Genomic DNA, 13157 nt, shown 5'->3' on the forward strand with positions numbered 1-13157 from the left:
CTATTCAAAAATTTTAATTTTGAAGACTTTTATATGTCTGGACTCGTTATTATCGAGGTTATAGCTGAACTTAATTTTTTCCAATTTTCAAGGAGTAGATTTGAGTACACTAAAAGTTTTACTGCAAACAGAATCATCAGAGTGTGGACTTGCGTGTGTGGGAATGATTGCGAACTATTTTGGATTCAAAACCGACCTAAACAGTTTGCGTAATAGATTTAGTGTTTCCTCTCATGGGACGAGTTTGCAGCAATTAAATGCTATTGCGGCAAATTTGAACTTGAGTGGAAGAGCTTTACAAGTTGATCTTTCCGAAATAAAACAACTACAATTACCTTGCATTGTCCATTGGGATCTTCATCATTTTGTAGTTTTGAAATCAGTCTCTAAGAAAAGAGTCGTTATTTTGGATCCTGGTTCCGGAGAGCTAGCTTATTCCATTTTAGATTTTTCCAAACACTTTACAGGCATTGCTTTGGAACTTACACCAACTCCTAACTTTGAAAAAGTTAAAGATATTCATAAGCTTTCTTTAGCTCATTTCTGGAGTAAAATATTTGGACTTAAACGTTCACTTATTATTGTCATTTCGCTCTCACTTACGTTACAGGCATTTTCGATAGTATCTCCACTTTATATGCAAACGGTCGTTGATGATGTTCTTATGCGGTCTGATAAGAACCTCTTGCTAGTGCTTTCACTTGGTTTTGGATTACTGATGTTGATCAATATGGCTGTTGATGCCATGAGGAGTTTCGTTGTACTACATTTGTCAGCGAAGTTGAACTATCAGATGGCTACAAATCTCTTCCGCCACCTTATTCGCCTTCCTACTGTATATTTTTCAAAGCGTCACATGGGTGATATAGTTTCGCGTTTTGGTTCTATTTCAAATGTAAAGGACATGTTTACGACAGGGTTGGTTTCAACTGTATTGGATGGTGTGATGGCGATTGTTACGTTTGTGGCAATGTTGGTTTACTCAATAAAGGTAACCATGGTCGTTTGTAGTGTATTGACTGTCTATCTGCTCCTTCGACTTTTACTCTTTCGGCCGTTCAAACGACTGAATGAAGAGAGTATTGTGGCTTATGCGAAAGAAGATTCAAACTTTATGGAGACCATTCGTGCTATCCAAACTATTAAGCTTTTTCAGCGTGAGCGGGATCGTCAGAATATTTGGCAAAATCACTATGCAGATGCAATAAATACTGACGTGAAGATTGCAAAATGGAGCATTGGTTTTGGCGTAATCAATGGCTTGCTATTTGGTATTGAGAATATAGTTGTGATACTTCTATTAGCAACCGAAATAATGTCCAATACTATGACATTAGGTATGCTCTATGCGTTTTTGAGCTATAAGGGGCAATTTGTCTCTAGGGTGAGCGGACTGATAGGCATGCTAATTGAGTACAAAATGATCGGTTTGCACTTGGATCGTTTGGCAGACATTGCTTTTACCCAAGCAGAAGATGTGGACCGTCATACTACAAGCCTACAGAATCTTCCCGATATGAACGGTAGCCTAGAAGTAAAGAATTTAACCTTCCGTTATTCAGAAACTGAAGATCCTATTTTTGAAAACATTAGTTTTAGTATCGCATCTGGGCAGTCGGCTGCCATCGTCGGACCCAGCGGCTGTGGTAAAACTACCCTGCTAAAAGTGATGATGGGGTTATTAAAAGCGGACAGTGGCCAAATTCTTGTGGATGGTGTGGATATCAATAAGCGTGATGATTACCGAACTCAAATAGCAGCTGTGATGCAGGATGATCAATTACTCTCTGGCTCAGTGGCTGACAATATTGCTTGCTTTGACCCAAAGCTCGACTTCGAAAAAATTGCCCTTTGTGCAATGAATGCTGCTGTGCATGACGACATTCAAAAGTTTGGTATGCAATACCAAACGTTGGTAGGGGACATGGGCACAAGCCTAAGTGGTGGTCAGAAACAACGGGTTATTTTAGCTCGTGCTCTTTATCGTGAACCCAAGCTGCTATTTTTAGACGAAGCCACAAGCCATTTAGATGTTGAGCGGGAATCTGTAGTCAACACCAATATCAGGAAAATGGATGTCACCCGGATCATTGTTGCTCACCGTCCAGAAACGATTAAAAGTGCTGACATTGTCATTAATCTTGCCAAATTAAATGGAGCCAAGGATTTGGTCGCTTAATTGTTTTAGGGAGTAGAATGAAAATATTTATTTCCCGTAAGGATTTTTGAGAATAATATTCTGAATTCGATATTCGGCGGGAAAGCTATTTCTGTGTCAAATAGATAGAAACGTTTGAAGAGGGGTCGTGAAAATTAAAAGGAAAAATAATTACTAAAAATTAGTTGAGAGGGCTGTAAAAGAAAGTAAAAATTATTTGTGTCGAGGCATGCCTTCCGGATCGAAAGTAAGAGGGGCCGTAGAGGTGAGCACTCCTGCGAGCAGTTCATCTTACTCATTTAGTGATATCTGTTAACTAATAGCCGGGTCTTTCCCGGCGTTTATTTCGGGGTTTTTTATGTTTATTAATATAGTTTTTGCATATGGACTAACCTTTAGTTTTCCAATGGAAGAAAATAAAATTGTTGTTTCTCATTTGGTGGCTATAAATCATGGCCTGGGCGGATCTGACACGATATTAAATATAACAAACAATAATGGGGTTCTTAGGTTTTTACTCGGTTCCGCTGAGGGCAGGATTGATGGCTTATCTGAATGTAACATGGACATTGAAGAATTATTGGTTCTTGGGGGTATTCGTTGTAAGGAAGGGTTTGTAGAAGTTTATAGTGAGGGTCGCTGAGATCTATGTTGAAGGTTATATTGCAAACCGAAATTACTGAATGCGGTCTTGCCTGCATAGGTATGGTCGCAAGTAATTATGGTTATATGTCAGATTTAACTATGTTGCGTAATCAGTTTAAAATATCGTCACAAGGTGCAAATCTGAAGCAGCTTATGGATATTGCATCCAAGCTTGAATTGGCTGGGCGAGCGTTGCAACTCGACATGGTCGATATATCGAAGCTTCAGTTACCCTGTATTCTGCACTGGGATTTGAATTATTTCGTGGTGCTCAAGTCGGTAGGTAAGAAAAGTATTACCGTTTTAGATCCGGCTGTTGGCGAAGTAAAATATACTCGGGCTGAGTTTTCAAAGCATTTTACAGGTATTGCACTTGAATTGACGCCAACGGAAAAGTTTGAGGAAAAAAGGTTACGCGTGCCTTAACCCTCTCCCACTTTTGGAAACGAATATTTGGACTAAAATGGAAGTTAGTGACAATTGTCGTTTTATCGTTTTTCCTGCAGATCTTCGCCGTTGTCTCACCTTTTATATGTAGGCAGTTGTAGACGATGCGTTGTTACGAAACGACAAGCCTTGTTGCTAGTCCTTGCATTGGGATTTGGGTTGCTGATGTTGGTAGCACACCGGACGGAAACCGTTAAGAGTGCGGATGTGGTGATAGATCTGGGTCGGCTTAAAGAAGCCCAAACCTAATCGGCAGAACCACTCTCGCAGTTGGTCAGCCGAACTGTCGAATTGTTTTACATATCCCCCGTTCGCGTTGCCCACTTCGCCATCCGAAATCCCATCATCTGCGCTCTGTAGGGGCTTGGCATTAGATTTGCTGCATATAGACAGTAGTAAATGCACTTTAAATAATAGCGTTACATGGAGGCGAATATGAAGGGATTTAAGCGAGTCTGGTTACTACTACTAACAATGGTGCTGGCCAATTTTGCCGTTGCGGGCATTATTGTCGACACGGTCGTGCAGAGAGAATTTGTCGATTGGTTGGGCGGCTATGCCTACCAGCACGATTTGAATGACCACAACGACTTTGCCTTAGGTAATGTAACTGGTGGGTTACTCGAGGTAAGCGTCTGGGACGACTCTCAACATTGGTTCGACGGGCCCGAGGTCATTCTCTTTCAGGTTGATGCCTTAGATTGGGATAGCGGCGGTATAACCTTTGGTCACAGTTTTTCCGGCGACCTTGAATTTGGTGCCTTAGCGGCCCTCAATACCAATGGTTTCCTCGATGTGAGTATCAAATCGTTGATGGGGGATTTCTATGTCGGTAATTCGGTTTTAACACTCTATTCGGCCGTCACGGACGTGGCCGAGCCCAGCACCCTAGGCCTGCTTGCCCTGGGGTTAGCGGCTCTGCTCTTCTCGCGCCGCCCTAAGGCACCGAAGTGGCTTGCCTGAGCGTCGGATTACTATCCAGGCTTTTTCAAGCCTAAATTGCATCAACTCTACCGGCGCGGGAGTCTCTAAGGAACTTCCGAGCCGTCTTCGCGTGATAACATCGGTCTATCTTGGCTCACAAGCCGGCTCGGCAGGCATTGGCGTGAATAGGCGTTTTGCTTTCAGCTGGGGACGCAGTAGAATAGGGCGTCGGCTTGGCCGGAACGTTTTTTTGAGTTGATTGTTGTTTTAGGAACCCCCATGACAGATCTCTATACCAATAATCCATTACACAGCCTAAAGTTGGAAGCCTTACTGACGGAGTTAGTGGATCATTACGGTTGGGAAATATTAGCCGCCGCCATAAATATAAACTGTTTCAAGACCAACCCGACCATCAAGGGTAGCCTCAAGTTCCTGCGCAAGACCGATTGGGCGCGCGAGAAGCTAGAGGGTTTTTATCTGTACCGCTTTAAGCACTTGCCGCGGCCCGATGATAAGCAATTTGCCCTGCCGCCGCGCGATCGCATTGTCCCAGACGACCAAACTCCGGGCGAGCCAGTGGTGCTGACCCTTGAAGGCTTGGCTGAAATTCAACGCAAAAAAGACCTAGCAGCGGCCAATAAACCCAGACCTGGCCACAATGCCGGTAGCCAGGGCCCGCGTAACGATCGGCCAGGCAGTAGGTCCAAAGGCCCTCGGCAGGAGCGCTCAGGCGCTAAGCCTTGGGAACGGTCCAACCGCCCCGCCGCGTCGAGCGATGATAGTAACCCGTGGGGCAAGGCTTCGCGCAGTGTCTCTAAGGACGCCGATGCCAATCCGTGGGGCAAGGCCAAAGCCGGCGACTCGAATAGTGGCGATGCCAATCCGTGGGGCAAGGCTAAAACCGGCGACTCGAATAGTGGCGATGCCAATCCGTGGGGCAAGGCCAAAGCCGGCGACTCGAGTAGTGGCGATGCCAATCCGTGGGGCAAGGCCAAAGCTAACGATTCGAATACCGGTGATGCCAAGCCATGGGACAAGGCTAAAGCCAGTGAAACGAAAACCGACGATGCCAATCCATGGGGCAAGGCCAAACGCCGCGAGCCGAATGATGCGGACGCTAACCCTTGGGGTAAAGCCAAGAAGAACGAACCGAATGCTGGGGAATCTTCAGACCAATAGAGTCAAGCCCAAGGGCTCTGGCCTTTGGTAGGACTAGGCGAGTTATCCGTCCGGATAACCCGCCTCATTAATCCGGCACCTCCAAGCCATACTGGCTGACCACGCGCAGACACTCGGCGACCGACCAGGCTTGATGAAAGCAACCGCGAGCTTTATGCGGCGCGTCGCCATCGAACACCTCTGAGACCCCCTGAATGCCAGCCTCATGATAAAAGTGATGTTTCAAACCGGTGAGCAATTGCGCCGCCAAGACGGGATCGTTGTGAACTTTCATGACCGCATCGATAAAGGCGCCCATCGGCCAGGCCCAAACGGTGCCCTGATGATAGGCCAGGTCACGCTCCCGCAGCGCGCCGTAATACTGGCCTCTATAGTCCGAGTGCCCTGTGCTCAAACTGCGTAAACCAACGGGGGTATAGAGTTGTTGGTGCACCACCTGCAGCACCGCAGCTTGCTGTGCGGGGTCGAGTGGCGAGTAGGGCAGGCTGACGGCGATAATTTGGTTACAGCGGACGTCGTCGATGGTCTGCTCTGGGGTGACGCAATCGTACAGGCATTGAAGTGTGTCGTTCCAGAATAACGTCTGAAAACTGCTTTTGACGGTGCGCATAAGCGCTTGATACTGGCTGGCGTGGTCCTCAAAGCGGTCAGAGCACTGTTGCGCAAAACACAGGGCGTTGTACCAGAGAGCGTTTATTTCCACGGCCTTGCCGTAGCGGGGGGTGACTGCATAGCCATCGAATTGAACATCCATCCAGGTTAGCTGAGTGTCGCTATCGCCGCCCTGAATTAGGCCGTCGTCAGCCATGCTGATGCCATAACGGGTGCCTCGTTGATGGGCGTGGATAATATCTTTAAGGTCGTCATAGAGTTCTGCCTGAACAAAGTCCCAATCGCCGCTGTACTCAATATACTGTTGGATGGCCCAAAAGAACCATAGGGTGGCATCGATGCTGTTGTATTTAAGATCATCGCCCCTGCGATCTGGAAACTTATTGGGCAACATGCCACCATTAAGGTAATAGGCAAAGGTTTTCAGTATCGACCGGGCGATATCAAACTGGCCGGTCACTAAGGTCATGCCGGGCAGGGCAATCATCGTATCCCGCCCCCAATCACCAAACCATGGAAAGCCGGCGAGAATGGTCTTGCTCTGAACCGATTCCCGATCGGCGACCAGTTGCAGGGCGCTGTGAGCCAGATCGTTGGCGAAGTCATTGGGGTGGTAGCGCTGCTCACGGCGGGTCAGGGTGCGCTGGTATTCTATGGAGCCATCGGGGCAGTGCTCGGCCAATGTGCCCACCATATAACAACTCTCGCCCACATAGAGGTCGATATTGGCCTGATGGATCTTGAGGCTGCTATCGCGTTGTGGGTAGCCCTGATCTTCCAATTCGATGGCATAGAGTAGATCGTGGCATTGTTGGTCGACGCAAGGTGCCAGCCAATGACAGCGCTGGTGGCTCCGTTCGCCAGGGGTTTGGCAATCCAGACGCAGGCTAGTGCCCATTGCCTGGACACAATGCTGTGCCGCATGAACGGCCCAATCTTGAATGTCATGGGCGCTCAATTTTTGGCAGTGCTCGCCAGCGGGCCGGAAGTGAACATAGTTCGCCAGGTTAAGCGTCACGCTTTGGGTAGGCGCGCTCAATAGCGTATAGCGGATCACCGTGGTGTCTTGACCTTGAACCATAAAGAGTTCTTTTTGCAGTAGGCTACCCCCGACCTGATACAGCCAGGTGGGTAATGGTGTCGCGCAGAAATGAGTCAGATAGCGTTCACCGGCGTCACCGGCGACGTCGTTGCCGCTGAGCCAACAGCGGGCATCGAGGCTGTGACCATCGAGGCGTTCGATGCAGCCGTGCCAGGTGAGCATCCGGTCCATCGGTGGGACGGCCGCATGGATCAGCAGGCCATGAAATTTCCGGCTCAAACCACCGTTGATGGCCAGGCTGGCAAAACTGCCGGTTCCATTGGTGACCAAACACTCGGTTTTATTGCCTAAGGTTCTATCATGCAGCATGGCTGCTGGTAGTGCGCGCATGGCTTGAAGGGCTCCTAACCGTCGGAAATTCGACCTAGGTTCGGATTCTAGCCTGTCTGGGGGCGTTAGCTGGATGGAATTCTATCGGGGCTTGAGTACGCAACCTGGGCGGTTGCGTACCGATTGGACCTATAACAGATGCGGGTTGGCTCGTTTATAGTTGCGCAATGCTTTGCGTGCGCCTTCTACCTTGCCATACAGCCGCATGCGCTCACCCTTGTCACCGCCACCGTTGGGGTTTTCTTTTACGAAAGCACGCTTTTCGACCTCTGCCTGTTCGATAGCGTGTTCCAATCCGTCTAATTCCTGGTCCATTGCATCCCTCGATTTACAGTCACTGGCAATATTAATTGAGCAGCAGCATCCTGCCATGTCTCAATTACCTGCCAATGTGGTTAATATATACAATTCCGTTTTTGAACCTGCCGATGGGCAGATATTTTCTATCATTAATAGCCTATTGTGACAAAGTTGCCGGAAGTCTTCTAGCTTTTGTGACGTAATTCAAAAGGTTTATAGAATCGAATTCAAATGTGCGAACCAATATGATAGCCAGTCTGGCCTACCCTCCGGGCGTGGCTCAGGTCTTAAAAGCGACGAAAACGGGCAGATGATAGCGGGATTGAGCCTATTCGGGTTAGACTCGCAACCATCATGACCCACCCTTTTGCCATTGGGATTCGCCGGCAAGATCTCTATTGCAGACTGGGCTGGCGGTCGAGTCGGATTACTCTGGCGGACTAAGGCCAGCGCAAGCTACATTTATGACCCCATTTCATGCCATCGCAAGCGGCAGTCCCTTACACAGGCGTCCAAGATAGTGAATAGTACCTTCTTTTTTAATGCGCTCGCCAGCTACATGGTGGTCATCGACCCAATCGGTTGTGCGCTGATTTTCTACTCTCTGACCATAGGGCAGAGCTTCAGAAGCCGTGCCCGAACGCTGCTAAAAGCACTCGGTATTGCCGCCACTATTATTGTCTTGTTCGGCCTATACGGTCAGCAGCTCTTGGCCGCTTTGGGGATCAGCATGGATGCTCTACGCGTCGCCGGCGGAATACTCCTGTTCAACACCGCCTTCCGCATGATCACCAGCGAACCGGTACCAGATAAACCGCATACCCAGCAAGTGGGTGATATTACCGTTTACCCCCTGACCATCCCGTTGATGGCTGGCCCCGGGACGCTGACGCTGACCGTGCTGTTAATGGCCGACAGTGGCAGCTCGATTGAGAAATCTCAGGTGCTCTTGGCGGCCGGCTTGACACTGTTGGCGACGGTTGCCCTCAGTCTCTTGGCGGCTCGATTGCGGCGCTGGCTGGGCAAGACCGGGGATGAAATCATCCAACGTCTATTGGGCGTCCTCTTGGCAGCCTTGGCGATTCAATTTGTTGCCAATGGCATTCGCGGTCTAATGCTCTAAGGTATCCGCGGGTCGACCCGGCTGCACCCTGAGTTTGCGCTCTATATCCTTGATGGGGTCATTCCAGGGTACCAGCAAGCCGCATTGCTGCCATAGCGCGATGAGCGGTGTCTGATCGGTCGGTTGATAAGCTCGAATGTCATAGGCCGGTGGCATCGTTTGGTATCCTATCCAATAAAGAAATCAGTTTAGCCAGATTCGTGCACAAAGTCAGAGACAGAGTGAAATAGGGCCATGTGGACGGGGCTGCCGAGAGAATCGAGTGGGGGGGCTTGCAAGGTATTCGGGAAGGAACGGCGGCGCCTCTCGACTGAGGCCCCGCCGGGGTATTAGCCGTTAAAGCGCGAAAATACCAAGGTGGCATTGGTGCCACCAAAGCCAAAGCTGTTGGACATCACATTGTTCAGCGTGACGTTGTCCAAACGTTGGGTGACCACATTGATGCCGTCGCCGGCTTCAGGATCCAGCTCTTCGACGTTTTTACTCGCCGCAATAAAGTTTTCCTGCATCATAATCAGCGAGTAGATCGCTTCTTGAGCACCGGTCGCGCCGAGGCTGTGACCGGTCAGCGATTTGGTTGACGCGATGGGCGGCATCTTAGCACCAAAGACTTCGCGAACCGCTTTCAACTCGGTGACATCACCGGCCGGCGTACTGGTACCGTGCGCATTGATGTAATCGATAGAGCCCTCAACGTGCTCCATCGCCATCTGCATGCAACGAACAGCGCCTTCGCCGCTCGGTGCGACCATGTTGTAACCGTCGCTGGTGGCGCCATAGCCAACCAGTTCGCCATAGATCTTGGCGCCGCGTGCTTGGGCATGTCCGAGTTCTTCGAGCACCAGCATGGCACCGCCGCCGGCGATGACAAAACCATCTCGCTTGGCATCGTAGGCTCGGCTGGCCTGTTCTGGATGGTCGTTATATTGGGTCGAGAGGGCCCCCATGGCATCGAACAAGGAGCTCATGGTCCAATGTTCGGCCTCACCGCCACCGGCAAACATCACATCCTGTTTACCCAGCTGAATCAGTTCCATGGCATTACCGATGCAGTGCGCACTGGTGGCACAGGCCGAGGTAATGGAATAGTTAACGCCCTTGATCTGGAACGGTGTGGCCAGACAGGCCGATACGGTAGAGCCCATTGTCTGAGTGACACGATAAGGGCCTACACGCTTGAGGCCTTTTTCACGCAGTATATCGGCTGCTGCGGTCTGGCTTTGCGAATCAGCACCACCGGAACCGGCGATGAGGCCAGCACGTGGGTTCGATACCTGCGCCTCAGTCAGGCCGGAATCTGCGATGGCCTGCGCCATGGCGACGTAGGCGTAACCGGCTGCATCACCCATAAAACGGATGGCTTTACGATCGATATGATCGGCCAGGTTGATATCGGGCGTCCCGCTGACATGGCTACGCATACCCAATTCAGCATAAGTTGGATTAAAGCGAATGCCCGACTTGCCTGCTTTTAACGATTCGGTGACCGTCGCGATATCATTACCGATACACGACACTATGCCCATTCCTGTGACCACTACGCGTTTCATAGATTCACCTCACTTCATCTGTTCGGGCTTGAATAAGCCTACTTTAAGATCTTTGGCAAAATAGATCTCTTTGCCGTCACATTCGACGATACCATCGGCAATACACATCACCAAACGACTCTCAATGATGCGTTTGATTTCAAGTTTATAAACCACTTTTTTGGCGTCTGGCATAATTTGACCCTTGAAGGTCAATTCGCCCACACCTAAGGCCCGGCCCTTGCCCGGATTGCCACGCCAGCCGAGATAGAAGCCGACCAGCTGCCACATTGCATCAAGACCGAGACAGCCAGGCATGACCGGATCACCGGGAAAATGGCACTTAAAAAACCACAGATCGGGATTGATATCGAGTTCAGCGCGGATCATGCCCTTGCCAAAAGCACCGCCTTCAGAGGTAATTAGCGGGATGCGATCCATCATTAGCATGTTATCGATCGGCAACTGGGCGTTGCCCGGTCCAAACAGACGGCCATGACCGCATTCGATGAGATCGTTTTTATCTAAAGATGAAGGACGTTCAGACATGTTTATTTCCACAGTTATGGTTAGCTGTGTGCACAATAGCAAAAAAACGCGGGTTTATTCGTGCTTTGCAGGAAAAAGATCATTAATTCTCAGCCCATTGAGCGCGATAATCCCAGTAGTCGGGGGCTCAGGACGATATTTTGGCCCGTTTCGGCCCCTGGAGATGCCTCCGGGGCCGGCGGGGTGGTTAGTTTTTGATCACAAATACGCCTTGAGCGTTGTGCACATCATCGGTGGTCTGTAGGCCAAAGCCGCCGACAAAGCCCATACCGGTGGCCGACCCTGTGAATAGACCGTCGACCTGACCGGCTACTGAGTGGTTGCCAGTCGCGGTTTCGAGCGTGCCGTAGCCATAATCGCTAAAAAACTGAGCGCCGCGCAGCTGACCGACGTAGCTGACATCCCAGAAGGTACCGTCGGCGGCGTTGGCCAGCGACAGGCTGCCGACGGCCTCGGCGGTACCGAAATTAACCGCCAGCTGGGCCGACAGTGTCAAGATTTGGCCGGTCGATGCGTTGGCATGCCACTGTGCCGTATCGAGCTCGACGCTGCTGTCACCAAAGGTCTTAATGCCTACCCGACTGGCCGCCGGGGCTGGCATGGCACTGACATAGTAGAATGGCGCGGCAACCGTGTCGGCATTCTCGATGTTTTTTGCATCCTTTAGTAGTAGGGCCGGGTTCGCTGCACTGTTATTCCACTCGCCCCAGTCAATATCGCTACCACCGTCACCATTGACATCGACACCGATAAAGTCGACTCGCGTCGCATTCGGGTTGCCGCGTAAAATACTCACCGGGCTGGCAAAGCCCCCTTGCAGGGCACCAATCTGTTCATTGTTGAAACTGACCAATTCCGGCCCAGCCTCACCCTCAATCAGATAACCAAAGCGCGTGGCGTGTTTAACTTGGCCAATAGTGACGCCGCCATTGTCATAGGTTCCGGTACAGTTGCTGGCATTGCTGCACAGGCCCAATGACGCGGCAAAGGTCTGCACATCACCACCGGACAGATTGGTGATCACTAAAAATTCACCCGAGTCACCACTCACCCCATCAAAAATTAACTTTCCCGCCTCTTGGCTAACTACGATCGGCGCCGCAATCGGCACGCCATCGATCTGGCCGAGTACGCTCTGGATTGAGGCATTGATATCACTGGCCACAGCATTGATATTACCAGCGCTCGATTGCGAGACGGTGACGGCAAAGGTCAGCGTGCCCAGGCTGATGTCAAAGCTGACGTCTTCGCTCAGGGTGGTCGCCAAGAAGGGGGCCAAGCTATAACGAGCGGTTGAGTAGCCAGTGGTTTGGTCATTGAGCACGACAAAGCCGACATTGGGATTCTCCGACAAGTCGCGGATTTGCGTCTGGGTCAGGCGAACATCTTGCAAGGCGGCCAAATCGAATTGGGCACTAAATTCGTTAACATCAAGTTCTGGCGCGTCTTCCTGACGAGCCAGTTGCGCATCATCATTCGCTGCCGGCAGGGCTTCTGCCAGCAGGGTAGTTGCCGGCTCTAGGTCATCGGTCAGGTCATCAAAGAGGCTTTCGATGAGCAGGCCTGCATCGGGGTCTGGACTCGACGCAGGTTGCTCTGGCGCATCGTCTTTTGCCTTATCGATAGCGGTCAGCGCTAAGGTCGACAAGGGCGTGGACAGCGCCTTAGGCGCTTCCAACTGACCCTGTATGGGCGCTTGGGGCCCGGCCACTTGAGCAAAGCTGAATGGGCTGTCCAGGCCGAGGTTTAGGCTGCCGAGTTCATTTTCGAGCCGTATCCCTCCCTGATACACACCAATCACCAGATCCGCACCGGTTAAGACCGCTTCATAATTAGTGCCGCGAATGCCAATGCTGGCCTTCGGGGTGCGAATTTGGTACGCCTCCTTGTCGGATTTGCCGAGGGTGCCGGTAATAGTGCGAAAACCACCGGATAAGAGTTCCATGAGCACCTGCTCGGGCCGATCGTTAAGCGCGCCGTGGTATTCGCTGATCTTAAGTCGTGAGCCAGCACGTAACGCCAAGATGGCATTGTCGTTAAAGCGAACTTGAATTTCACCATTGGCACCGGTGACTAGGGTATCGCCCTCTAAGACGGCCGAGCGACGTTCGAGCGCTCGCGATTTTTGCGCTGTATCGAGCGCATAGACTTCGCCCTTAGCGATAATGATCGTGCCGATATTGGCCATTACCTGAGTGGCCGGCAATGCCATTAATAGGCCTGCCAGGCATAGATGCCATAATCGAATAGTCATAG

The 13157-nt window shown here is 50.6% G+C and carries 12 protein-coding genes; 6 read left to right on the forward strand and 6 right to left on the reverse strand.

Going from position 1 to position 13157, the window contains the following annotated elements:
• The first annotated feature begins 100 nt into the window (after nucleotides 1-100).
• The 5 genes from REIFOR_RS05860 (at nucleotide 101) to REIFOR_RS05880 (ending at nucleotide 5356) form a co-directional block, all read left to right on the forward strand.
• The gene (locus REIFOR_RS05860; RefSeq protein ID WP_227003775.1) at nucleotides 101-2179 is read left to right on the forward strand and encodes a peptidase domain-containing ABC transporter; all 2079 of its coding nucleotides are present in this window, start codon (nucleotides 101-103) and stop codon (nucleotides 2177-2179) included.
• A 337-nt stretch (nucleotides 2180-2516) separates the two neighbouring features.
• A complete protein-coding gene (locus tag REIFOR_RS05865) occupies nucleotides 2517-2801 on the forward strand; it encodes a hypothetical protein (protein ID WP_100256667.1) in 285 nt (94 codons plus the stop codon).
• Between the two features lie 5 nt (nucleotides 2802-2806).
• Complete coding sequence (locus tag REIFOR_RS05870) at nucleotides 2807-3229, forward strand: cysteine peptidase family C39 domain-containing protein (RefSeq protein ID WP_100256668.1); 423 nt, start codon at nucleotides 2807-2809, stop codon at nucleotides 3227-3229.
• A 456-nt stretch (nucleotides 3230-3685) separates the two neighbouring features.
• Nucleotides 3686-4213 (forward strand): PEP-CTERM sorting domain-containing protein, encoded by a 528-nt coding sequence (locus tag REIFOR_RS05875; protein ID WP_158524304.1) that lies wholly within the window; start codon nucleotides 3686-3688, stop codon nucleotides 4211-4213.
• A gap of 240 nt (nucleotides 4214-4453) precedes the next feature.
• On the forward strand, nucleotides 4454-5356 hold the full coding sequence (locus REIFOR_RS05880) for a VF530 family protein (RefSeq protein WP_100256670.1): 903 nt from the start codon (nucleotides 4454-4456) through the stop codon (nucleotides 5354-5356).
• A 67-nt stretch (nucleotides 5357-5423) separates the two neighbouring features.
• Here the strand turns inward: REIFOR_RS05880 and REIFOR_RS05885 are convergent, their stop codons facing one another.
• Nucleotides 5424-7400, reverse strand: a complete 1977-nt coding sequence (locus REIFOR_RS05885) for an amylo-alpha-1,6-glucosidase (protein WP_100256671.1) — start codon at nucleotides 7398-7400, stop codon at nucleotides 5424-5426.
• Nucleotides 7401-7529: 129 nt separating this feature from the next.
• Entirely contained in the window at nucleotides 7530-7715 is a 186-nt protein-coding gene (locus REIFOR_RS05890; protein WP_100256672.1) for a hypothetical protein, read from the reverse strand.
• 505 nt (nucleotides 7716-8220) lie between these two features.
• Between REIFOR_RS05890 and REIFOR_RS05895 the strand changes: the two genes are divergently transcribed.
• Nucleotides 8221-8823 (forward strand): MarC family protein, encoded by a 603-nt coding sequence (locus REIFOR_RS05895; protein ID WP_100256673.1) that lies wholly within the window; start codon nucleotides 8221-8223, stop codon nucleotides 8821-8823.
• On the opposite strand, the gene REIFOR_RS05900 is transcribed toward REIFOR_RS05895, so the two are convergent.
• The 4 genes from REIFOR_RS05900 to REIFOR_RS05915 form a co-directional block, all read right to left on the reverse strand.
• Entirely contained in the window at nucleotides 8812-8979 is a 168-nt protein-coding gene (locus REIFOR_RS05900) for a GNAT family N-acetyltransferase (protein ID WP_193437324.1), read from the reverse strand. The genes REIFOR_RS05895 and REIFOR_RS05900 overlap by 12 nt on opposite strands.
• Nucleotides 8980-9152: 173 nt before the next feature.
• On the reverse strand, nucleotides 9153-10373 hold the full coding sequence (gene fabB / locus REIFOR_RS05905) for a beta-ketoacyl-ACP synthase I (protein WP_100256674.1): 1221 nt from the start codon (nucleotides 10371-10373) through the stop codon (nucleotides 9153-9155).
• 9 nt (nucleotides 10374-10382) lie between these two features.
• Nucleotides 10383-10901, reverse strand: coding sequence for a bifunctional 3-hydroxydecanoyl-ACP dehydratase/trans-2-decenoyl-ACP isomerase (gene fabA, locus REIFOR_RS05910; protein ID WP_100256675.1), 519 nt, complete (start codon nucleotides 10899-10901; stop codon nucleotides 10383-10385).
• 187 nt (nucleotides 10902-11088) lie between these two features.
• Nucleotides 11089-13155 (reverse strand): FecR family protein, encoded by a 2067-nt coding sequence (locus REIFOR_RS05915; RefSeq protein ID WP_100256676.1) that lies wholly within the window; start codon nucleotides 13153-13155, stop codon nucleotides 11089-11091.
• Nucleotides 13156-13157: the final 2 nt, after the last annotated feature.

Source organism: Reinekea forsetii, assembly GCF_002795845.1.
In the GTDB taxonomy this organism is placed as follows: Bacteria; Pseudomonadota; Gammaproteobacteria; order Pseudomonadales; family Natronospirillaceae; genus Reinekea; species Reinekea forsetii.

What these genes read in the sequence shown, in the direction of transcription:
- REIFOR_RS05900 (WP_193437324.1), bottom strand. Translation starts at nt 8,979, where the DNA reads ATGCCACCGGCCTATGACATTCGAGCTTATCAACCGACCGATCAGACA.
- REIFOR_RS05890 (WP_100256672.1), bottom strand. Translation starts at nt 7,715, where the DNA reads ATGGACCAGGAATTAGACGGATTGGAACACGCTATCGAACAGGCAGAG.
- REIFOR_RS05880 (WP_100256670.1), top strand. Translation starts at nt 4,454, where the DNA reads ATGACAGATCTCTATACCAATAATCCATTACACAGCCTAAAGTTGGAA.
- REIFOR_RS05870 (WP_100256668.1), top strand. Translation starts at nt 2,807, where the DNA reads ATGTTGAAGGTTATATTGCAAACCGAAATTACTGAATGCGGTCTTGCC.
- fabB (WP_100256674.1), bottom strand. Translation starts at nt 10,373, where the DNA reads ATGAAACGCGTAGTGGTCACAGGAATGGGCATAGTGTCGTGTATCGGT.
- REIFOR_RS05885 (WP_100256671.1), bottom strand. Translation starts at nt 7,400, where the DNA reads ATGCGCGCACTACCAGCAGCCATGCTGCATGATAGAACCTTAGGCAAT.
- fabA (WP_100256675.1), bottom strand. Translation starts at nt 10,901, where the DNA reads ATGTCTGAACGTCCTTCATCTTTAGATAAAAACGATCTCATCGAATGC.
- REIFOR_RS05875 (WP_158524304.1), top strand. Translation starts at nt 3,686, where the DNA reads ATGAAGGGATTTAAGCGAGTCTGGTTACTACTACTAACAATGGTGCTG.
- REIFOR_RS05915 (WP_100256676.1), bottom strand. Translation starts at nt 13,155, where the DNA reads ATGACTATTCGATTATGGCATCTATGCCTGGCAGGCCTATTAATGGCA.
- REIFOR_RS05865 (WP_100256667.1), top strand. Translation starts at nt 2,517, where the DNA reads ATGTTTATTAATATAGTTTTTGCATATGGACTAACCTTTAGTTTTCCA.